Annotated in this window: 18 protein-coding genes and 1 pseudogene; 13 read left to right on the plus strand and 6 right to left on the minus strand. The window is 40.1% G+C overall.

Annotated elements, in window-relative coordinates; genetic code table 11:
- From Phpb_RS01830 to Phpb_RS01840, 3 genes are all read left to right on the plus strand, one after another.
- A partial coding sequence (locus Phpb_RS01830; protein WP_165603261.1) for a zinc ribbon domain-containing protein occupies positions 1-209 on the plus strand: 209 nt, incomplete at its 5' end.
- 83 nt (positions 210-292) lie between these two features.
- Positions 293-535: a type II toxin-antitoxin system RelE/ParE family toxin gene (locus tag Phpb_RS01835; protein ID WP_082302511.1), complete on the plus strand. Its 243-nt coding sequence runs from the start codon at positions 293-295 to the stop codon at positions 533-535.
- A 2-nt stretch (positions 536-537) separates the two neighbouring features.
- A complete protein-coding gene (locus Phpb_RS01840; RefSeq protein ID WP_109396514.1) occupies positions 538-831 on the plus strand; it encodes a helix-turn-helix domain-containing protein in 294 nt (97 codons plus the stop codon).
- A 124-nt stretch (positions 832-955) separates the two neighbouring features.
- Here the strand turns inward: Phpb_RS01840 and abiEi are convergent, their stop codons facing one another.
- From abiEi to Phpb_RS01860, 4 genes are all read right to left on the minus strand, one after another.
- Positions 956-1,513 carry a type IV toxin-antitoxin system AbiEi family antitoxin gene (gene abiEi, locus Phpb_RS01845; RefSeq protein ID WP_065388920.1) on the minus strand — a complete coding sequence of 186 codons (558 nt, stop codon included), beginning with the start codon at positions 1,511-1,513 and terminating at the stop codon, positions 956-958.
- Positions 1,514-1,773: 260 nt separating this feature from the next.
- Positions 1,774-2,778, minus strand: a complete 1,005-nt coding sequence (locus tag Phpb_RS01850; protein WP_065388921.1) for a Fic family protein — start codon at positions 2,776-2,778, stop codon at positions 1,774-1,776.
- 98 nt (positions 2,779-2,876) lie between these two features.
- Positions 2,877-3,788: a recombination-associated protein RdgC gene (rdgC, locus tag Phpb_RS01855; RefSeq protein WP_065388922.1), complete on the minus strand. Its 912-nt coding sequence runs from the start codon at positions 3,786-3,788 to the stop codon at positions 2,877-2,879.
- Positions 3,789-4,003: 215 nt separating this feature from the next.
- Positions 4,004-6,886, minus strand: a complete 2,883-nt coding sequence (locus Phpb_RS01860; RefSeq protein ID WP_065388923.1) for an aldehyde dehydrogenase family protein — start codon at positions 6,884-6,886, stop codon at positions 4,004-4,006.
- Positions 6,887-8,557: 1,671 nt separating this feature from the next.
- On the opposite strand from Phpb_RS01860, the gene Phpb_RS01865 reads away from it, so the two are divergent.
- The 8 genes and pseudogenes from Phpb_RS01865 to Phpb_RS01900 all read left to right on the plus strand — a co-directional run bounded on the left by Phpb_RS01865 (position 8,558) and on the right by Phpb_RS01900 (position 16,610).
- The gene (locus Phpb_RS01865) at positions 8,558-10,513 is read left to right on the plus strand and encodes a bifunctional 2',3'-cyclic-nucleotide 2'-phosphodiesterase/3'-nucleotidase (RefSeq protein WP_065388924.1); all 1,956 of its coding nucleotides are present in this window, start codon (positions 8,558-8,560) and stop codon (positions 10,511-10,513) included.
- Between the two features lie 83 nt (positions 10,514-10,596).
- Complete coding sequence (locus tag Phpb_RS01870) at positions 10,597-11,376, plus strand: ribonuclease T2 family protein (protein ID WP_065388925.1); 780 nt, start codon at positions 10,597-10,599, stop codon at positions 11,374-11,376.
- 261 nt (positions 11,377-11,637) lie between these two features.
- Positions 11,638-11,841 carry a type II toxin-antitoxin system VapB family antitoxin gene (locus tag Phpb_RS01875; protein ID WP_065388926.1) on the plus strand — a complete coding sequence of 68 codons (204 nt, stop codon included), beginning with the start codon at positions 11,638-11,640 and terminating at the stop codon, positions 11,839-11,841.
- Complete coding sequence (locus Phpb_RS01880) at positions 11,841-12,218, plus strand: type II toxin-antitoxin system VapC family toxin (protein ID WP_065388927.1); 378 nt, start codon at positions 11,841-11,843, stop codon at positions 12,216-12,218. The genes Phpb_RS01875 and Phpb_RS01880 overlap by 1 nt, the downstream gene beginning before the upstream one ends.
- A gap of 493 nt (positions 12,219-12,711) precedes the next feature.
- Complete coding sequence (locus tag Phpb_RS01885) at positions 12,712-13,317, plus strand: DUF1062 domain-containing protein (protein WP_065388928.1); 606 nt, start codon at positions 12,712-12,714, stop codon at positions 13,315-13,317.
- A gap of 47 nt (positions 13,318-13,364) precedes the next feature.
- Positions 13,365-14,879 carry an MFS transporter gene (locus Phpb_RS01890; protein ID WP_065388929.1) on the plus strand — a complete coding sequence of 505 codons (1,515 nt, stop codon included), beginning with the start codon at positions 13,365-13,367 and terminating at the stop codon, positions 14,877-14,879.
- A gap of 379 nt (positions 14,880-15,258) precedes the next feature.
- Positions 15,259-15,688: pseudogene (locus Phpb_RS23290) on the plus strand (Hcp family type VI secretion system effector).
- A gap of 235 nt (positions 15,689-15,923) precedes the next feature.
- The gene (locus tag Phpb_RS01900; RefSeq protein ID WP_065388931.1) at positions 15,924-16,610 is read left to right on the plus strand and encodes a DUF4225 domain-containing protein; all 687 of its coding nucleotides are present in this window, start codon (positions 15,924-15,926) and stop codon (positions 16,608-16,610) included.
- On the opposite strand, the gene Phpb_RS01905 is transcribed toward Phpb_RS01900, so the two are convergent.
- Together Phpb_RS01905 and Phpb_RS27460 are read right to left on the minus strand one after the other, a co-directional pair.
- Entirely contained in the window at positions 16,585-17,181 is a 597-nt protein-coding gene (locus Phpb_RS01905) for a hypothetical protein (RefSeq protein WP_161786679.1), read from the minus strand. The two genes, Phpb_RS01900 and Phpb_RS01905, sit on opposite strands and share 26 nt — an antisense overlap.
- A gap of 66 nt (positions 17,182-17,247) precedes the next feature.
- The gene (locus tag Phpb_RS27460; protein WP_109396510.1) at positions 17,248-17,544 is read right to left on the minus strand and encodes a type VI secretion system tube protein Hcp; all 297 of its coding nucleotides are present in this window, start codon (positions 17,542-17,544) and stop codon (positions 17,248-17,250) included.
- A gap of 962 nt (positions 17,545-18,506) precedes the next feature.
- Here Phpb_RS27460 and Phpb_RS01910 point away from each other — a divergent pair.
- Positions 18,507-19,820, plus strand: coding sequence for a condensation domain-containing protein (locus Phpb_RS01910; RefSeq protein WP_065388932.1), 1,314 nt, complete (start codon positions 18,507-18,509; stop codon positions 19,818-19,820).
- A 141-nt stretch (positions 19,821-19,961) separates the two neighbouring features.
- Positions 19,962-21,557, plus strand: a complete 1,596-nt coding sequence (locus Phpb_RS01915) for a beta-ketoacyl reductase (protein WP_065388933.1) — start codon at positions 19,962-19,964, stop codon at positions 21,555-21,557.
- Positions 21,558-21,671 lie beyond the last annotated feature (114 nt).

Here is a 21,671-nt window from a genome sequence, read left to right on the forward strand (position 1 = left end):
CCTGTCACTGTTGCGGTCACAAAATGCTGGAAATGCCGCTGCGTAAGCGGCTCTGGCAATGCCCTTTCTGTCGAGTCGAACATGACCGTGATATCAACGCAGCGCTCAACATCGAGCGCAAGGGCATACAGGAATTACAGGCGGCGGGGCTCGTCGTTTCTGCCCACGGAGGCCAGCGTAAATCCGTTGCATCGACGGTGGCGGCCTGAGAAGTGGGAAGCCTCGCCGTTTTTACGGCGGGGAGCAGTCACGAAGACTTCCTGTAGGGTTACAGGTCGCGCTTGTTGATGCAATGGAGGAACTCGAAAATTCAGGACCGGAGCTCAGGGAACCAAGAGTGAGGGATGTAGGCAATGGACTGAAAGAGTTGAGAGTGAGTGACCGTGAAGGTATTGCTCGTGGATTTTTCTTCTTTCATACGGGCAGACAAATTTTTGTAGTACATGTTTTGCAGAAAAAGACCCAGAAGACACCTAAAACGTCACTGGAACTGTCCCGGGAACGAATGAAAGTGGTAAAGAGGATGCTGGAATGAAAATGAACAGTGATGATTACGATTTCGTTACGCTGTCTGATGTTAAGGCTGAGCTCCTGGCAACAACTGAAGGGCTGGAGGCATGGGATGATCTTCAGGCTCGCAAGGCTCTTGTCCAGCAACTCAAACTGGCGCGCAAAGCCTGCAAAATGACTCAGGAAGATGTTGCCTGTCGGATGGGAACCCAGAAACAGAATATCAGCCGACTGGAAAGAGGGGGGGTTGATCCTCAGTTGGGAACACTCAATCGTTATGCTGCTGTTTTAGGCGGACGATTTGTTTTTCAGGCCGGTTGAATTCACTCACATGCTGGTAAGAGCAACCTGGTGGTTGCTCTCAGATTATTGACAAAGTGCTGATTTTTTATCCGGTACTTTGTTTTAATGAAGTTCCGTTCGCCAGACGGAGCTTGCCGCCATGTTAAGGACTCCGGCTCTCCAAACTTTCCTGCCAGAAACCCTCTCGCTTGACGAGCTGGGTATTGCGACCAACTCGTTTTAAATCACGTAATGTGCATTCAAGTTTGGCGAGTCTCAAAGGGCGGTCTGCTTGTGTGATACTCGCTAAGATATCTTCCTGTTGGCGTTTGGTATGAGTGAATTCGATGGTACCCAGTGGCGTGTGATAAAGACCTTTCCGGCCTGTTGTCATTATTGTGAGCCTATCGATTAGGATCTGTGAAATAACGCCATATTCACTCAATGCTGATTCAAGACTAACGTAGTTGTATTCACCACGTCGTAGAGCTTTGGCAATATGTTCAATGGCGTAACTATCGCGATTATGAGCAAAGTTAAACAGATAAACCCCGCGTACAGGTCGTGCAAGCATTGATCCTTTAACCAGACGATTTAAGCACGCTTGAAGTGTTTTGGGGCTATCTTCAGGAAAGATTTTTCTGAGATCGGCAAGGGTGAAGACATATCGTCCTTTTTTGTCCCAGTCAATAAAACGTTTAAGTGCAGTAGCTCTATTCATAAGTGGACAATAACTCTATGTATTTTTGGTTTTGATGCTCACTTGATTATAGTTATTTTAAGTAGACATTAAAGCACTATAATTATGGTGTTAATGTCCACTTAGTAAGTTTGCCAAAATAGTGAAGGGAGTTGGTGTTTCGCTGGTGTGGTTGAATTATTTCTTTAATATATTGATATTTAAGTAGATATTATAGTCCAATTTTATTTGTGCAGGTTTTCATCGAAGTCTCCGATAAGGTAGGAATTGGTTATTTTTCACTATTTGTGGTGATTTTTTAAATTTATCCCTTTTGCTGTCAAACGATAGTGCTGTGATGGGCTGCTAGGTTTTTCTGGATGGCTCATTTCAATTAATCCTGCTGCTAGTGCGGGTTGCAAATAGCGCTGTCGGAATGAATTACGATCTTTTAATCCAAGGGCTGATTGCAGTTGCCCACGGTTCATTTCTCCTTCCAGTACCATAATCAGTTGTTTAACTTGTTGGGTAGCCTGATGGGTGGATGTCAGAATTGCATCACGGATCATGAGCAGCATAAACTCAATAAATGGCGCACAATCAACGAATTGGCTACTGAGATTAATTGCTTGATAGTAATGAGCTTGATGTTCATGAACCAGACTTTCAACGGGAATAAATTCAAATAATGGATTCCAGTGGCTTAAAATCAATGTCTGCCATAACCGGCCTATTCTGCCGTTTCCATCGGCAAATGGATGAATGAATTCAAATTCATAATGGAAAATGCAACTGGCAATAAGTGGATGAATATCAGTAGAGCCTAACCAGTGAAAAAGATCACCCATTAGCTTTGGAATCCGGTTTGCCTGTGGAGTCATATGAATGACTTTTTCTCCATCCATTACACCAACGCTGCTGTGTCGATAACTGCCGGCATTATCTAGCAACCCCTTCATCAGAACATAATGGGCTTCCAGTAAGTTTTGCTCTGATGTGAAATACCAATGGTTGAGCTCTTCATAAGCCAAGATAGCGTTACGCGCTTCTTGTATTTCTCTGATAGGTGCAATAACTCGCTTTCCTTCAATAATGGCTGCGATTTGGCTTGCATCAAGTAAATTACCTTCAATTGCTAGTGAGCCGTGAATTGTGCGTATACGATTGATACGTCTTAATCTCTGGGCTTTTATTTGCTTCTGTTCTGTGCTTAACCGCCCGATATTCTCACTGATTTCAGCAACTAACTGGATCATTTTAGCTGTAATTGAGAAAGGCGGTTGATAGCCTTTTTTAACTGAATTCATTGAATACCTTAATTGGATTAATGGGCGTTATTATTGGTTCTGAAATAGGTTGATATTATCGCCAGTATAGACTGGCGATTATTGTATGAATTGTGTGGTTATTTTTCCGCTTCGCCACCCAGCGCTTCAATGGTGCTTTTAATCAGCGCACTCAATTCGCCGGTCATTAGAATAAAGTCAGCATCAAACCGTTGGGCAAAATCTTCCCGATCAATGTCATCATTTTGTTCACGCAGAGTATCACTGAATTTTATGCGCTTGAAAGCGCCATCATCGGACAGCATAAATTGAACACGCTCTTCCCAATCGAGCGCTAATTTGGTGACACATTTGCCAGCTTCTATATGAGTAGCTATTTCATCAGAAACTAAATCTTGTTTTTTACAACGGATCACGCCACCTTCTTCCAGAATAGTTTTTAATTCAGCTTCATCCATTAACGCAAAACCTGCTGGCAGATCACCGGAACGTACCCATTCTGTCAGGGTTAATTCTATTGGGTTTTTAAATGTCAGGGGAACAACAGGTAAAGAACCCAAGCTTTTTCTCAATAATGCCAAATTATCTTCGGCCCGTTTAGCACTGGCAGCGTCAACAATGATCAGATTATTGGCGAGATCGATCCAAATATAAGTTTGGCTGAATCGGCTAAATGCTCGTGGTAGCAGGGTATGCAATATTTCATCTTTCAGAGAGTCTTTCTCTGTTTTTTTAAGTTTGCGATGCTGTTCTCCTTCCAGTTTTTCAATTTTTGCCTGTAGTGCTTGTTTGATAACAGGTGAAGGCAACATCTTCTCTTCTTTACGGGCGCAAATTAGAATTTGGTTATTTGCGACATGGGTGAAGGCGTCACTGTGTGAACCCATTGGCGGTGCCCAACCTGTTTTCGCCATATCTTGACTGCCACATGGGGTGAATGCTAACGGACTCAATTGTTTTTCCAGTTCATCCGCAGAAAGTGAAATTTCCCGGTTTAAACGGTAAATCATTAAATTTTTGAACCACAACATAAAATTACCCCATATTTTTGCTCAATAAATCGGTGAGCTGACCAACATAAGGTAGCATAATAGCGAATCACAGGGATAAGCCCTAGTATCTTGTGTCAATTATCTTGCTTGGCGGTTTCGTGATTGTATTAAGCGTTAAGACACGCCGTGCTTACTTGTGGAAAGTACGGCGCGGTCAGGTCATCCGTTGAAATAAGAGGATTCACCGGAGTGGTTTAAATTCCCGCTTGAACGCAGTGACGTTTTTCACCTTTTGGCGTGGGAAGGGGATCAAAGGGTTCAATTAAATAGTGGTATATATCACGCTGTGGCAATGTACTGCCGCTAATCCGATTACCTTCATACCAAAGGCATGAAGCCGCCAGCCCTTGACCACCATAGGGAAGATAACCGTGTTCTTCCAGATGTAAGTCAGTATTACTAAGAATACTATCTGGCAGGTGAAGGCGTTCGCTGAGTTGATGATGGATATAGTCACTGGTGCCAAATAAAGATATATACATTGCATTAGCAGAATACAAAGGATCAGAAAAATAATGGATTAAATCTTGATCTTGATAATATCTTTGTAAGAAGAAAACAGGGGCAAAGAATTCTTTATAATTACCTCCTAATGATAATTCTTTCTCGAAAACCGTCGGTTTTATCATGCCATTGATGGGATTAACTTCTCCTCCATAGGTGCAATAGGGTCTATTTGCTTTAAATACTGAGGCAATTTTTATACTGTGATCGATATCGCTATTGGGGCCGACGATATTCTTATAGTCACTATAAGGCCCAATTCTATCTTCAATATTCTTCAAATCAGAGATTAATCGTTGCTTGAATAAATCGTATATATCATTGTGTACTAATATAGCATTTGGACCTGCACAATCTTGCCCTTGATTATAAAGAACGACGCGTTTTGCACTTTCAACGGCCAGATTAATGTCTGCATCTTTTGAAATAATAAGGGGATTATGACCGGCGCCATTAAGAATAAATAAGGTATTTTTTCTAAAATGCTTACGGACTTTGAGTGCGTTCTCTGGCGTTCCCGTAAAGATTACCGCATCCGTTATTTTTACTCGTTGACTTAAAAATAACTCCTTATCTTCATAAGAAATAGATAATGTCGGAGAAAATTCGGATAAATTAATAACCTCCTCAAATTTTTTGTAATGTGTATGCATTGCTGTCGGCGGGCGTATGCATACGTTTTCCGCCATAAGTGAAGGAATAAAACCAAAACATACCGAAGCGTAAATGGGTTGATTAAGAGGGAGGAATGATGTGACACCATAAATTTTCTTTTTGAAATACGCTCTGTTGTTCTCAATATTATTCAAGACGTCTATTGAACGGAGAATTTCATCTTCGGTGACATTTTTACATTGATAGCCAGAGAGTGCTTTAACTAGCGCCTCGCTATTCTTCTGTAAAGCTGAGGAAAGTTCATCACATTTTTTCCTGATTTCGGTGAAGTTAATTTTACTGTATAACTTAGTCATATATATTTGGTCCTCCTCGATGCTATTGTTTATTAATCTCTCTTTTTGAGATCTGTTAATTTCGTTATTAACGATATTTTCCTCATTTTTTTGATATGAAATTTTATATGGGTTGTTAAAATGGGTTAAAATATGCTGCATGCAATTTAAATCTAACCATGTTTTAATTCGTGGGCCTTTGGTATCGCCAAATAACCCTCGATAGAGCAAAGACCATATTTGGGATGGTTTATCATCTGAAAAATGGTCTTCATATGTACTGACTATGCGCTGGAAAAGTTGATCTTTGGTGGATATTTCTCTTGTACTTATTAAGTCGGCAATGGCTGAGAAATACTTTTCTTCTTTAATGTTTTGTAATCCTTGGTTTTTGTGTTTGCATGTCCTGATATAATAATGATAACTGATTTCTAATTCCTGATCTGAAATGGATTCTCCGGGTTTTTTATAGCGATTTAGAAAACTTTCAGCAGCGAGTTTACTCGTCGGTTTTGAAGCGTGTAATATTCTTGCTATCTTCGAAAAAGATAATCGTTTTCTATCTTTTTGCGAAATATTAACTTGATCATTAAGATATGGCGCCAACGCCACATAAAATTTAGACGATCTCTGCGGCTCTTTTGAGAGGTAAGTGCGAATTGCGTCTCGTGTAAGCAGATGGCGAATATCATCCAAAGAGAAACTATTTCCTTTCGACTTCGATATTTTTTTACCTGAATCATCAAGGAAAAGCCCATATTTGTAAAAACGTGGAATTGGCCTGTTTAATGCTCCTGCGATCTGGCGAACAACAGCGGCAGAAGCCAGCAGATCTTCACCATGCATTTCAAAATGAATGTTTCTGGCAAGGAGGCGCATACCCCAGTCTGCTTTCCACTGGAGTTTAGATCTACCGTTCAGTACCGAAATAGTTTGCTCTTGATCTAATATCTCATTTTTATAGAATTCCCGAATTTCTACGCCATATTCATAACCGGGTTTATTAATGACTTCATCACCAGGTATGTAATAGGTTATTTCTCCTGACGCAGGGTTCACGCCAGTGACTATGATATGCTCAAGTACCGCACCGGTTCTTGCAGAAATGGGCATGATCATGCTGTAGGTTCTTTGTCTTAAAGATCCCGTCGACTCCTTGCATATTTGGTTTAGCTCTGAGAAATTTTGCAGGAATAGTTTGATTACGTCATTGTAATCGCCATTTTGATAGGCTAAAGAGTTTCTGATTAGCTGACACTCTATTTCATACTCTGCGGCGAGCTTCATGAGTTGATATTCCGCCATTTCTGAGAATGACGGGAAATTGCCGAAAGGGTCCGGCACTTTGCTTATTGGTTGGCCTAGATAAGGCGTTAATGTTTCAGCATTTGGAATATTCAAAGGCACTTTTCTGAAAGGGTCCAAATCATCTGAAATGAGATAAAAATTAACTGTTCTGCCTGCTTTCTCCAATTCGGTTTTGATGAGATTGGCACGGAGGATTTCACACAGGGTTCCTATGTGTGGCAGCCCTGTTGGTCCAAAACCCGCTTCGATATTGATTGATTCCTTATAGGGGATAGCCTGATTAATTTCGAGGGTTTCCTTGACATACCATTTCATTTGCAGTTACCTCCATCATAATGTTTTGATTATTTTAGGGTTAATGGTGATGAATAAAGACGGTAGAGGTGTTATCAACTTGTCAGGAAATCCTCAGTAATCCTGATGAGAAAAAATGCTTTAAAATGTTAGATTGTTTTATATTTTTTGTTTTGATATCAGCGATTAACCTTAAAACTTCTTTAAAATGAATGAACAGTTAACGCTAGCTCTCGCTAATTAACTATTACTATAAACTTATTCTAAGTTCTTTCGGCTCTACTGGAGTGCTGAAATGATAAAGTTTAATGATGCTCTTTATAATATTAAATAAAATTAATGTAATTGTTGTTTCTGGTCAAGTGGCTAACATAAAATTTTTTACTTTCTCTTCATTGCTGAATTGAGTGAGATGGTGGAGACATTGATAAATGTATCATGTTGAGTAGAAAAGTCATTTATAGGAATTTTTAGTGTAGACAAATTTATCGATGAAATATAACATCAAAAATGGATTTTATTATTTTTTCTTTTATATCAATAATATAATAAATATTTATGATTTACTGTAAAATTAATTTTTCAATTTTGTTGTTTGTTTTTAATATTGTTTTTTTAAATTATAAGTTTAATTAATAGAATGAGTTTTTTATTTTTAATATATCTGTTATATATATTTTATATTTATAAAAAATAATAAAATTAATTTTTTAGATTAATTTTATGTAAAATAAATAATATTATTTTTTTATTGCTTTTAATATATTATTTTATGGTTAAAATGAATTTATATTAAATCTAATTATTAAAACTTTAATCTGTTAAATAATTTTTTCATAAATAAGGTAATTAATAAAACTTAATTAAAAAGATAAATTTACCTGACAATGTGATTATTATCACAAATAGTTGTAATTATTTGTGTGTTTAACGATGTAATTGTGCATTTTCTCACGAAAATAATTTTTGTTTTTATTTATTATATACTTGCAATAGATTGCATAGTGAAAAATTACATCGAAATATTGAAATGTTAAAGAAATAACCTTTTTAACTAAAGATTTTCAGTTATTTAGATGTGAATTAACAATTATTTTACAATTAAATGCCGTAAGAATTTATACAAGTAGACCTAATATGGATAATAATTAATTTCTTGAAAATATTTTCAATTTGTTAGTAATCTTATTTTATACAGTAATGTTGTGAGTGGTATTTATTAGCCTGAATATTTTACCTGACTAAACAGAATAGAGAGATTTCTGTTCAGAAATAAAGCTAATAATTAAATATGAAGCATTATAGATATTTTATTCTGACTTAATTGAAATGGAACCCTGTTAAAGGGGGCTAAAGAGCAGATTTTATCGTGTTAGCGTTAATAAGGAGGGGAAAGATCTTGGCAGAGTGGTATGCGTGAACCACTCTTTACGTGTTAAAAATGAAAACACCTTGACTATAAAAAAACAGATTTATCTTGTTGGTTGAGATAAACGTTTGCCAATTTCTCAGTACAATAGTCTGCGTTTGTTCGTTGGAACGGCATATGATGACGTAAATAGCGACAATCCAGCTTATGAAAATAAAAAACGGACGGTTCTGGAAACGAGGACTCGTCTGTACTTGTAAGTTGACAGTTAAGGGAGAACTGATTTTGGGTTCTCTCAAACTAGCCTAAAAAAGAGGTGTGAAATGGTTAACAATGTGTTGAAAGCCTCCACATTAACCTTATTGGTCGCATGTAATGTCCATGCTGCAACAGTTGATTTGCGGGTAATGGAAACATCTGATGTTCACAGTAACCTGATTGACTTTGATTATTTTAAGAATAAGCCTACGGAACAATTTGGTTTGGTACGCACAGCGAGTTTAATTAAAGCAGCTAAAGCGGAAGCCTCCAACACCGTTCTGGTCGATAACGGTGATTTGATTCAAGGTAGCCCACTAGCGGATTATGTGGCGGCAAAAGGCATTAAAAACGGGGAATCTCATCCAGCACATCAATTGATGAATACAATGGGTTATACCGTAGGTAACTTTGGTAATCACGAGTTTAATTTTGGTTTGGATTATCTGAAAAAAGCCATTGCTGGCGCGAAGTTCCCCTATATCAATGCCAACATCATGGATGCGAAAACCGGTAAGAACTATTTCACCCCCTATATTATTGTTGATACGCCGGTGAAAGACCGGGAGGGTAAAAACCATACCATTAAGATCGGCTATATTGGCTTTGTACCGCCACAGATTGTTATCTGGGATAAGGTCAATCTGGATGGAAAAGTTGTCGTTAACGATATTACTGAAACCGCGAAAAAATTTGTTCCTCAAATGAAAAAAGCGGGGGCAGATTTGATTATTGCTATTCCTCACTCCGGTTTTTCCAAGCAGCCTTATAAGGCAATGGCTGAGAATTCGGTTTATTACCTGAGTGAAATTAAAGCCATTGATGCGATTATGTTTGGTCATTCGCACGGGGTGTTCCCAAGTGAAGAATTTGCAGATATTAAAGGCGTTGATGTTGCCAAAGGTACGGTTAACGGTATTCCGGCCGTTATGCCCGGCCAATGGGGTGATCATTTAGGTGTTGTTGATATGGTTATCGACAACGAGGGTGGGACATGGAAAGTGACGCAGGCGACAGCGGAAGCGCGTCCGATTTATGACAAAGTGAATAAAAAGGCACTGGTTGAGCGAGATAGCGAGTTGGCGCACATGGTCGATCAAGCTCATCAGGGAACCCAGAGTTTTGTGGGTAAATTTATTGGCAAAGCTTCCGCCAATATGTATAGCTATCTGGCTTTGATTCAAAGTGACCCGACAGTGCAAATCGTGAATGATGCACAAGCAGATTACGTTCGGCAATTTATTCAGGGTGATCCTGATTTAGCGGATATTCCTGTTCTGGCTGCCGCAGCGCCATTCAAAGTGGGTGGACGTAAAAATGCGCCGGCAGAGTTTGTTGAAGTTGAAAAAGGTGATTTAACCTTCCGTAATGCAGCAGATTTGTATCTCTATTCCAATACACTGGCTGTTGTAAAGGTCACCGGCGCTGATGTGATTGAATGGCTGGAGTGTTCGGCCGGTATGTATAACCAGATTGATCCAAATTCAACTCAACCACAGTATCTGTTGAACTGGAGCGGCTTCCGTACTTATAACTTCGACATGATCAGTGGTGTGAATTATAAGATTGATCTGACTCAGCCTGCTAAATATGACGTTGATTGCCAGATTATCAATCAAGGGGCGAACCGTATCAAGGAGCTGACTTACCAGGGAAAACCGATCGATCCTCAAGCCAAATTTCTCATTGCTACCAATAATTACCGCGCCTATGGCGGTAAATTTGCGGGCACAGGCGAAGATCACATCGCATTCGCTTCACCGGATGAGAACCGCGCTATTTTGGCGGCTTATATTGTCAAAATGTCTAAACAGAAAGGAATGGTAGCGACCAAAGCCGAGAATAATTGGTCGATTATGCCAATCAAAACTGATAAGCAACTGGATATCCGTTTTGAAACGTCTCCAAGTGAGAAAGCGGCCAAGTTTATCAAAGCATTTTCTCAATACCCGATGAAATATTTGGCAAACGATGATATCGGTTTTGCGGTATATCAAATTGATCTGACTGAAAAAAAATAATTTTAATAGTCGCCTGCTCTGCTTTGGGCAGGTTTTTGTTTGTTTACCATCAACAGGGAAATGATTTCCCGTAAGGAATTAAGATGCGTTTTTTTAATTTATTATCAGCAATATTCGTTTTGCTGGTTGTTGGCTGTGCGAAGCAACCAGAAGTAACAGCAGTGACTGACTCGTTAGAATTTCGAACAACATTGGAAGAGGGGGCATCTTGTATCTTACCGGCTACTCCGCCGAAAGATTATGATTTCGTTGCCAAAAATGACCATTATGGTCAGAATGCAACTGCATCGACAGATTACTTTAAATTGGCTATTAGTTATTCTCCAGCATTTTGTAAGAGCAAAGCAAAAAATATTGAGCGCCTGAAAAGTAATAATAAACTTGATGAGGCGCAGCGTGAATATGAAAAATTTGAATTGCAATGCTTCTCCGAAAACAAATTTAATTGGGTAATTCACGGCTTGTGGGCGCAAACCTGCAACGGTAAATCAATGGCGCAGTGCCGTGATTGGTCTGATGTTCGCAAACATCCACGTCTTTGCAAAGGGGATTTGCCACAACTGGATTATCAGGTGATTGAACCTTATCTGTGCGCTTCTCCCGGAGCAGATCTGTTGCAAGGCGAGTGGGAAAAACATGGTGTTTGCGCGTTTGCAACGCCAGAGCAATTTTTCAGTAAACAGCAGGAATTGTTCGATGAGTTGGTATTTCCGAGTAATCGTCCATCTAATGAACAGTTAATTAAGTTCCTCCAGAAAAATAACCCATCACTGAAGGGAAAAACCGTTCAGATCAATCGTGATGAATTGTACATTTGTTACAGCAAAAATTTCGACGTGATTGATTGTCCAAAGCGTGAGTAGTGATGGTTCTCCTTTCTATAAAGTAAGATCACAGTGATGTGCCTGACCTGCGGTAGTGTGGGTCAGGTTTACCTTCTCTTAATAGTCAATATATCCTTTTCAGAGGATATTTTCTTTCTTATCCTTTATCGGGGATAAATTTGAATTTATCTTCTAGAATGGCAACAGGTTAACGCAATTGCACCTGATAATTTATGCTCTTGCATTGATTCAGATATTGATGCAATATCGCATCAATATCTGAATCAATGAGGTAATCAAATGCGAACTACTGTCACGATTGATGATGAGCTGTATGCACAGGCGCTGGAAATGGCCGATCCTGGCATGGACAAAGCTGATATTTTCCGGGAAGCGGTGAAAACGTTTGTTCGGGTGCAGGCGGCAAAAAGGCTAGCTTCGCTCGGCGGTACATCGCCTGAAATGCAGATGATTCCCCGCCGTCGTGCGGAGCCATCCGCATAATGGCTATTTTGGTTGATACGTCCGTCTGGGTTGACCATTTCAAAAACCGGAATGATGGGTTGATTCAGTTGCTGAGCCGGGATCTGGTTCTGATTCACCCAATGGTATTGTCAGAGATAGCCTGTGGTACCCCTCCGGCTCCAAGACTGCAAACACTTGGTGATCTAGGTCTCTTACCACAGAGCCATCGGGCCAGTATTGCCGAAGTGATGGCGTTTATTGAAAACGAAAAACTGTACGGGCTTGGATGTGGTTTGGTTGATATTACGTTGCTGGCATCAACCCTGATAACACCAGGAGCAAGACTTTGGACATTGGATAAGCGACTTGAGAGATTGGCTAAATGTCTTAATGCGAGTTATCAGCCGATTCATTGATAAAAAACTGTGGGGCATTTATGTGGCAAAGCAGCTAAAGAAGCCACTTTAACGTATATACCCGTCATCCTTCAAGTTGCCTCTTTGTTGGCTGCACTCACTCACCCCCGGTCACATAGTTATCTATGCTCCCGGGGATTCGCTCCCTTGCCGTCGCGATGCATCTTGAAATCCATTGGGTATATATGGCGCTGATATCCCGAAATGAACGGCGTCTGATGTAGAAAACTATCCAGAAAAAAATTGCTTGCGGACTTATAGCAATTCACGTCAAGCTGTTCTCTGTTCTCTGTTCTCTGTTCTCTGTTCTCTGTTCTCTGTTCTCTGTTCTCTGTTCTCTGTTCTCTGTTCTCTGTTCTCTGTTCTCTGCCACCTAAGCAACGAATTGATAAAGGGTTTCAAGATCTGATGTTATAGAATATCATCAAAATCAGATCTGAAATTAACCAATTTAGCCGTAACTAACTTAACCAATTTAAACTTGGATCTATACATGACAAATAGAAATGTTATCTGGTTAGTAAGGCCTGTAGGCTATCAGGCCATTTTGAAACGTTGCCCTGGCTGTGAAGTAAAAAAGGAGTTTTATCCAGCCGGCACTTTTAGGGTTAATGCGCAAAAAAAAGTCTTAGATGTGTGGAGTATCTATAAATGCGAAAAGTGTGATTACACTTGGAATATTGATATTTTTTCCAGGATTCATGTCAACAAATTGGAAAGCAATTTGTATGAACGGTTTTTGCATAATGATCAAGATGAAATACGACGGTATGCGTTTGATTATCGCGTATTGGCAAAGAATAGAGCTGAACTCGGCGCGGCTCCTGATTTTATCATCGAAGGTAAAGAGCTTCATGACATCGCTCAAATTCCAGCGGCAGAGATCACAATACAGCTTGAATATCCCATTCCTATCAGATTGATCTCAATCTTGACCAAAAAGCTTGCATTGTCACGTAGTCGAGTGGCTAAACTCGTTGATCAAGGCACTATTCAGGGGGTAACCGAAACGGAATTAAACAAAAAGTTGAAACGCGATATCACTCTTAGCGTTAACGTTAACGATTTATTGCAAGAGTATGATGGTCATTGTGTCTAGATGACACCGAATTTCCTGGAGATGACATATAAGAATGGATGAATGAAATGAATACGATAAAGAAATGGTGGGTGCTCACTGCTGTTTCAGTCGCGTTATCGCTGGTTGCTATCGATATGACAGTGTTATATACCGCGTTACCGAGTCTGACCCACAGCTTGGGGGCGAATACAACGGAAAAGTTATGGATAGTGAATATCTATCCTCTTATCGTCTCTGGGTTGTTGCTTGGTGCGGGTACCTTGGGGGATCGCATCGGGCATAAACGATTGTTTGTTTACGGTCTCATCATCTTTGGGTTCTCATCCTTGGCGGCGGCCTACTCTTATTCGCCAGAAATGTTGGTTGTTTCTCGAGCGTTATTAGGAATTGGGGCGGCAATCATGATGCCTGCCACACTATCGATTATCGCTTTGACATTCGAAGATGAAGATGAGAAATCATTTGCCATTGGGATCTGGACAGCGGTTGCCTCTGGCGGCGCGGCGATAGGCCCGCTGATTGGCGGCTTATTACTTGAATATTTTTGGTGGGGATCAGTGTTTCTGATCAACGTTCCTTTGGTGATTTTGACACTCATTCTGTCATGGTTGTTTGTCCCAACGGCGAAAACAGATTCGTCTCATCCGTGGGATCTTATTGGCTCCTTGCAGATCATGGTTGTCTTGATCAGCTTCGCCTATGCCATCAAGGAATTTGCCAAACGGCAGCCCTCCTATATCGCAATATTGGTCACTTTCACCCTGACGATAGGTTTTCTGGCGCTGTTCATTCGACGGCAAAAACGCAGTGTGCATCCGTTGATTGATTTTGACCTTTTTAAAAGCCCGGCTTTCTCATCCGCGGTTATCGCCGGGCTGGTGGCTTCCGCCTGTTTGATGGGCCTTAATCTGGTGTTAAGCCAGCGTTTGCAACTGGTATTGTCATTAACGCCTTTGCAATCCGGGCTATATTTTCTGCCATTCTCATTGGGCGCGATTGTTGCAAGCCCGGTGAGTGGTTGGGTTCTTCCTCGTTTGGGCAGTGCGCGATTCCTCATAACCTCGTTATTGATGTATGCCATTGCCATACTGGCGCTCATGGCGAGTTTTTCAACACCTCTGCCTGTGCAGGTAGTTTGCTTTTTTGCGCTCGGTATGTGTCTTGGAGCAACAATGACCGCTGCATCCACGACTATCATGCAGGCTGCACCGCCAAATCGGGCAGGTATGGCGGCGTCCGTTGAAGAAGTTTCCTATGAATTGGGCGGTGGATTGGGCATTGCGATCATGGGTAGCATTATGTCGTTTATCTATAGCTATTTCATTGAAATCCCCGTGGATTCTCCAGCCTACGATATTGCTAAAGATGGTATTGATGGCGCGCTGATTGTGGCAAAAGATATGGCGCCGGATGCCGGGCAGGCTTTGGTCAGCCTCGCTAAGTCAGCGTTCGACGATGCTGTTTTTTCTGTGATGGGCGCTGCGTCCCTGTTTCTCCTGATGATGGCGGCGTTGGTGTGGTTCAATTTCCGCCGTTCCTCATTGAGTGATGCATCTCATGCTGCGGTTCATCATCAGTGAAATAGGTGAGTAGGATTGATTGCACCCATCGTTTCTTAATCAGAAGTTAATGGTTGAATAAGGGAGCCGCATTTTTGCTGGCTCCCTTCCTCATTTAGCTTCATGGATATGACGTCTGAGACATTCTGGTTTCACTTTTTGCAATCAGCCTGTCACCGAGGCTTTTTAACGTACTTAACGGGTATTTTTAGTGTCTAAAATCGTCCGTTTAACATAATGGGTCATGGGTATCTGAATTTATAGATAAGATAATTTTTTTATTTTTAATGTTTTATTTGGGTTATTTTTGTAATATTATGATTTTTTTAAGGAAATTATATGGGGTATAGTGATGGCGAATATTATTTATCTTAAGTTACAAGGAAAGAGATAGGGTTCAATCTCTGGCGGATGTTCTACTATAGAGTCTATAGGTAATAAATATCAAAAAAGTCATGAAGATGAAATATTAGTTAATGAATTATCTTCCAATTTATCAATGCATCAAAATGTGAATTTTCAACCTATATATACGTAAACCTATCGATAAATCTTCTCCTTTATTATCACAAGCGTTAACATCAAATGAAATATTAACATGTGAATTTTTATTTTATCGAACTTCGATGAGTGGTGGGCTTGAATTATATTATAAAGTTAAATTAACCGAGGCATCTTTGGTTAATATAAATTTCTTTTGTCCAAACTCTATAACACATAATGACGAACAACCAGAAGAATCTCTATCCATTAAATTTAAATCTATTACGTGGGAACATGTGACTGCCGGGACTAGCTCCTATAGTATATGGGAAGAGAGGGTGTACTAATGATAATGCCGTCAATGAAACAGTTTGATTATTATGGTGATGAATTAATTAAAATATCCAGATATTCAGCAGCTTATTTGTTGGATGATATTGAACTTAAAAATAACTATTTATGTGAAATTAGTCAGGTGGTTAGATTGATAAGGAGTGATTTTCAAATTGCCCCTTATATAATTATAATCAAGGGCGCCAGGAGTACTGGGCTGACATAAAAAGATGCATAGCCGAAATAAGAATGGAATTGGATGCGGAAAGGTATGGTTATGAACAAGGAAGAAAAAAAGATAGGAAAACATATTTAAAGACTCAAGAATATTCAGGAAATGGATTTCTATTTTATGGTAAAAATGGGTTAAAAGTTATTGGCGGTCTTGTGCAGTTGGGGGCTGGAGTTATAGCTTTTGGCACGAAGGGGGGATGGGTAAGAGGCATGGAATCTAAAGGCATGGGAGTTCTAGCGGTAGCTACAGGGTTTGGCGACGCAGTGGAAGGGGCAAGCAATATCATGTATGAATGGACAGATGGCTATATAAATCCAGGTAATCCAATTAAATTCTTGACAGAAAAGGGGTTTTCTTCTTTTGGTGCTGATGAGGGTTCTGGGGAATTAGCGTATAATACTGTAAACTTTGGCGTTGGTATTTATTTTGGGTTTGCAGCTTTTGCTAAATATAATTCTTCTAAAAGAATTATAAACTTACCTGTGGAAACAAAAAGTGGTCTTGAAAAAGTACCACTTTTACATAGATTGTTCACTGAAAAGGGGGGAGTTAGGTTATTCAAATATATGGAAACTGATTATAACAGAAAAATTTTTACCAGTAGTAAAGCGGTGCTTACTTATAAAACTGGGAATGCGGCAATTAAAGCATACTTGCTGTTAGATAAATATCTTTTTAATGAGAAAGATGAAAATAACTGAAAAGGTAAATTATTTTTGCCTTTAAGTATAAAAGGAAACTAATTTTTTTATCTAATGATATTACTATGGACAGAAGTATTATAGAAGAAAAATATATGAATGCATAAATGCAAAGCATCGCAACTGGATTATTATTAGTTGAGTATATGCTTACGAAATAAAGTAATATGGTTATGGTGTTGAGTGTGAACACTGTTGGTAGATCCCAGCGAAACAAATCACTAAGCCACTCATCATATTTATCTGTTGATTTGATTTGTTGCTCATATGCCTCGTTGGAAAGTTTTATTGCCTGCTCATATGAATCGTTTAAATATTGAACTTCCTGCTCATATGCCTCGTTTAACGATTTAATTTTTTCCTCATGGTGTTCATCGTTTAACGATGTGATTTTTTTTTCTTGTTTATCTCTTAAAGATTTAATTTTTTTCTCATATTTATTTCTTAAAGATTTATTTTCTTTTTCAATCTCATCCCTTACGTATTTCATTTCTTTCTCATAGGCATTTCTTAAAGATTTATTTTCTTTTTGTGATAGTTTATTTAATAGGTAAATGTTGTTATTTTTCATTTTCATAATCTTCTCTCTTTTTTATGGGCGATGGTATTTCCTGTCGCCCATCACCCATGTTAGTTATCAGGCTATTTTTATTTGTATTTTTTCATAAGGAGAACTTTCGTTTAAAAACTTAGTATCTATTCTTTCTATAAACGCATTTTTAAATTTAAATTCATGTGCTATTTTTCCATCAACATATTGAAAAATAGTCAATTCTAAATTTTCGTTTTTATCAATAGCATTAAGTAATAAAGGGGATGAACTATCTAAATTTTTTTCTAAAATTATTGTTTCTATATAACTTAAGTCATCAATACCTTTTGATAACTCAAGGTAGTTAACCTGTATTTTATCTTTATGGGTATCATTGAACAGTTTCTAGACAACAACCCTTGATTTGCCCCTGTAATTTCCATGTAAGTGGTATGCTGCATAACACATCCTCCTTTGTTACTTATTCCTAAGTAAGCCTTTATTTGAAAATAGTCAATAAAAACTGATGCATCGTTAGATATATCATGTATGACATAAATATTAATGTCTAGATTTATTTAAATAATGCTGACCTGGTTACTTTAGAGCTGATGATAGGCTTCCGTGCAGTTTCGGGCACTTCGGATCGCTTTTCTGAGTGCCATATCGTCAATCAGATTGAGGACATGAGTGCTCTTGACGATGGAGTCCCGCTTTATCACAGATCTCCTTGGCCTGCTGTTTACCATCCGAAGTGAGTTTGTAAGCTAGGCGGGCTGGCAGCAAATAACACTAGAGGTGATAGCTTCCACAAGTCAGACCAGAGCGCCTAAAAGAACAAGAGGGCATGACCCGGTATGGCCTGGTTGGACTTTCTGTGTGAACGACTTGAACCGAGCACAACCGTCTGGCATTTAATACGAGAAACGGAAAATATAACGGAGTAAATCTAATATCTCCATGCTGAAAGTATCACGTTGATTTTATATAACTATGGCATTCATAAAAGCCGGAAAGTGAATATATGGTTAAAGCAAAACGTTAACCAGATTACTTATTTAATAGTAATAATGTATTAATTATTTTGGTCCAGCTCAAATATCTGGATTGATTCGTGGAGGTTTCCTTTTTTATTGCTACTTTTAAAATCGTCACTGTATTTTTAGTACCTTAATAAATGACGCAAATTATCATTCCATGCGGGGTAACCGGGTTATCAATTCCCGTTTTTTTACTCTGCATGTTCGCTTTCTCTGGTAGTCAAAAGTAAACGCTGTGTTATTCGACTAGTTTATATGCAGAAGAGTATGGAATCTGCACATTTCGTTTCTGCCCGTAGGGCTTGCAATGGAAAGGTGAATATTATGCGTGTTCAATTAGGGCAATTATATGATTTGCGATATTCGCTGAACGTTGATCAGTTATGTGTCGGTGAAGTATTAATGCCTTTGGAGCGACTGGAATCGGCACACCTTAAGGTAGCGATTGAATATTTATTGAATAAGTATTCTGTTCTGAGAGCTCGGTTTGTCGGTAACGGGATGGAAATGAAGATGGATTTCGTGCCGCCTGACAGTGAATTATTGCATCAGGCTTTTGAAGTCAGAGAGCCAGCCGATAGTCAATGTGATCGCCGACGCTTAATATCAAACTACATTGCTGAGGTTAGGGCCGCCATGAATTTGGCAAATCCGCCGTTATTGCGTTACTGCCTGTTTGATGGCAATTGTGCCCGTGATCAAAGATTGGTATTGATATTCAATCACTTAGTTTGTGACGGTATTTCCAGCCGGATCTTATGGCGAGATCTTTCAAAGGCATACAGAATGTCAGTGAGTGGTCAGCCCCTTGTCCTTGAGAGTGCTACAAATTACGAGCAATTTTGTGCTGAGTTGTATGAACGACATCGGCAAATCGTAAAAGCTGTTATCCCTGATGATGAACAACAAGTTGAACAGCCTACCTTGAATATTCTCGGTGGGCGAAGTGTTGGATCACTACCGATTAGCAGATTGTCTGAGGCCGTCACAGAAATCAGGCAGCTTGATGGCGAAGCTTTAAATAGGATACGCCTTTTGGCTAAACGACATCGCGTCAGTGTTGCGGATTTATTGTTAGCTAGTTGGTTAAAGACGCTGGCGGCTGTTTTTGGGAAGGGCAGCTTGAATATGCTGTTGTGGGTCAGTCCTCATTTTGTAGGATATTGGGAAACCTCGGTGGCTAATCTTGTCGGGTCAGTATCATTTCCAATCACAGTTAAGTTTAATATTGATCCAGAGCCATCGTTGGATAGCACTCTCCAGCACGCGGTACAAGAGTTCAATAGCGCGATGGAAAAAGCGGCGGATTATGCCGCGACTTACTTTGTGCCTAATTCCATCTTTGGATGGCCTGAACTTCCTGCAATTTCTTTTAATTTCGTTGGTGATCAACGACGGTCTCCTAATGTTATTGGCTATGAACTGTCGCCTGAAAAAATACGTATTGGGAAGCCTGATGAAGATGCGCAAGAGATACCATTGAGCATGGATATAGAGATCTATGCCGATATGATGGAAGTCACTATTTCTTCCAGGCCAGATTGTCATCTACAGATTTTACCACCTCGTTTAATGGATCTTTGGTTAGAAATGATTGGAGAACTTGGAATTGAGCAGCCATTTTTCTCTGGTTATTAATAGCATATCTCACCGTTTTTTCGCCTTTTATGGGCATAAAATTTGACGCATAGGGGACGAAAGCCTGATGCGTCTTGATAATGTGCAGCTTAAACGGGCTACACGTGTGATGTTTTGTTTCGTAGTTTGGAGAAGAGTGGCATGCAACTATTCAATCTGGATTGGGTGAAACGTAATATCGTATTGCCCGAAGCTCCGTTATTAACTCAATGTACTGTCATTAGCAGAAACACCGATTTTACTCACCGGGTGAAGGAATTGATTGAGGCGAAAGGAATAGATGTCGTTGATATTGATCTTGGCGCAGATCCCGCCTCCCAAATTGACTCAATAGGGGACACGGACACCCTGATCTATTTAGCTAGCCCCGAAGAATTCTTGAACGCTGCGGATATTGTGGCTAATGAATTACGTGAGTTCGAAAGTTTACGCCTTATCGCTAATAAAGTTGCTGAACGCCATCACGATGTAAAACCGCGGCTTTGGGTTCTTACTCAAGGTGTGCAGGCGTCTGGCGAGCAATTTAATACGGTAGGTTTGTCTGGTAGTAGTTTATGGGGATTAGGCCGGGTCATTGCGAAAGAGTATCCCTCTGTTGACGTTGGCTTGATTGATTTGCCGGTTAAACAGGTTGGGAACGAAGAGATAACATCGGTTCTTGCCATCATGGCGAATCAGCATCAACAGAGAGAGTTTCTCATTCATGATCAATGTATTTGGCAGCGTCAGGTTGAACCGTTAGCGGTTAGCCAAGAAAAGACGGAGATAAAACAGAATGCAAACTATCTCGTCATCGGCGGGTTTGGCGATACCGGGCGTATGCTGGCTGAGAGCCTGTTTGCGGCTGGAGCAAGGCACGTCACGTTGATGGGGAACTTCGCTCCGCCAGCTAATTTAATTACTGAGTCTGAACAGCGAAAAGCACAGGGTTGCAATCTCCGTTTGTTCCAAGGTGATGTAGCCGATATTGAGGACGTCAAAGCGGTGTTGCGGCGTATCGATAGAACGGGGCATCCTTTACGGGGGATCTATCATTTGGCAAGCGTTGTTGAAGGTGCTCTGCTTACCACGTTAAACAGCCGTTCGGTTGAAAAAGTTTTCCGCCAGAAAATAGCGGGAAGCTGGAACCTACATCTGGCGACTCAAGAGTTAAGTCTGGATAGATTCATGACATTTTCTTCACTGTCAGAGATTATTGGCGTTGTAGGCCAGGGGGCATGTACTGCCGCGAACGCATTCGTGGATGCCTTGATGAGATATCGGGTCTCGACTGGGTTATCAGGAACGGCGATCGCATGGGAGCTTGGGAATGATATAAAAAGTGTCATAGATACCGTCATCAGAGCGGATATTGCTCATTATGCCGGGTTGATTGCTGGAAACTTTAGTCAGATTGCGCTGGAGCGGCTGATTTACCAGCAAGAACCGGTGAATGATATAGAGCCTGCTTTCGGTTCTACGCAAAGTGATGATGCTATGGTCACGCCTGAGAAACTTTCCCATGAAGAGCAACGTCAAGCGATGACTGAAATAGTGATAGAAGAGCTGAAAAAATTGGTTGCAGGAGGAAACGTTACTGCTGACACGAAGTTGAGCGAGATTGATATGGACTCCATGTCAGCGGTGACGATTGCTCAGCGGTTGCGTGGGATCATTGGGAAATTAGTCCCCATGTCCGTCTTTTTTGATGACTGTAGCATTTCTGAGCTGGTTGAAAAGTTGAAACGCTACTTCTGACGAACCGTTGACTGATGAAGTAACACCAAGCACAAACTTTGCCCTCTTCGTAACGAGGCTGGTTTAGCCAGAGGGTGGGGATATTGTTTAAGTATTGATGGAGCTTGACACGTT

The sequence above is a fragment of the Photorhabdus namnaonensis genome (assembly GCF_001684335.1).
In the GTDB taxonomy this organism is placed as follows: domain Bacteria; phylum Pseudomonadota; class Gammaproteobacteria; order Enterobacterales; family Enterobacteriaceae; genus Photorhabdus; species Photorhabdus namnaonensis.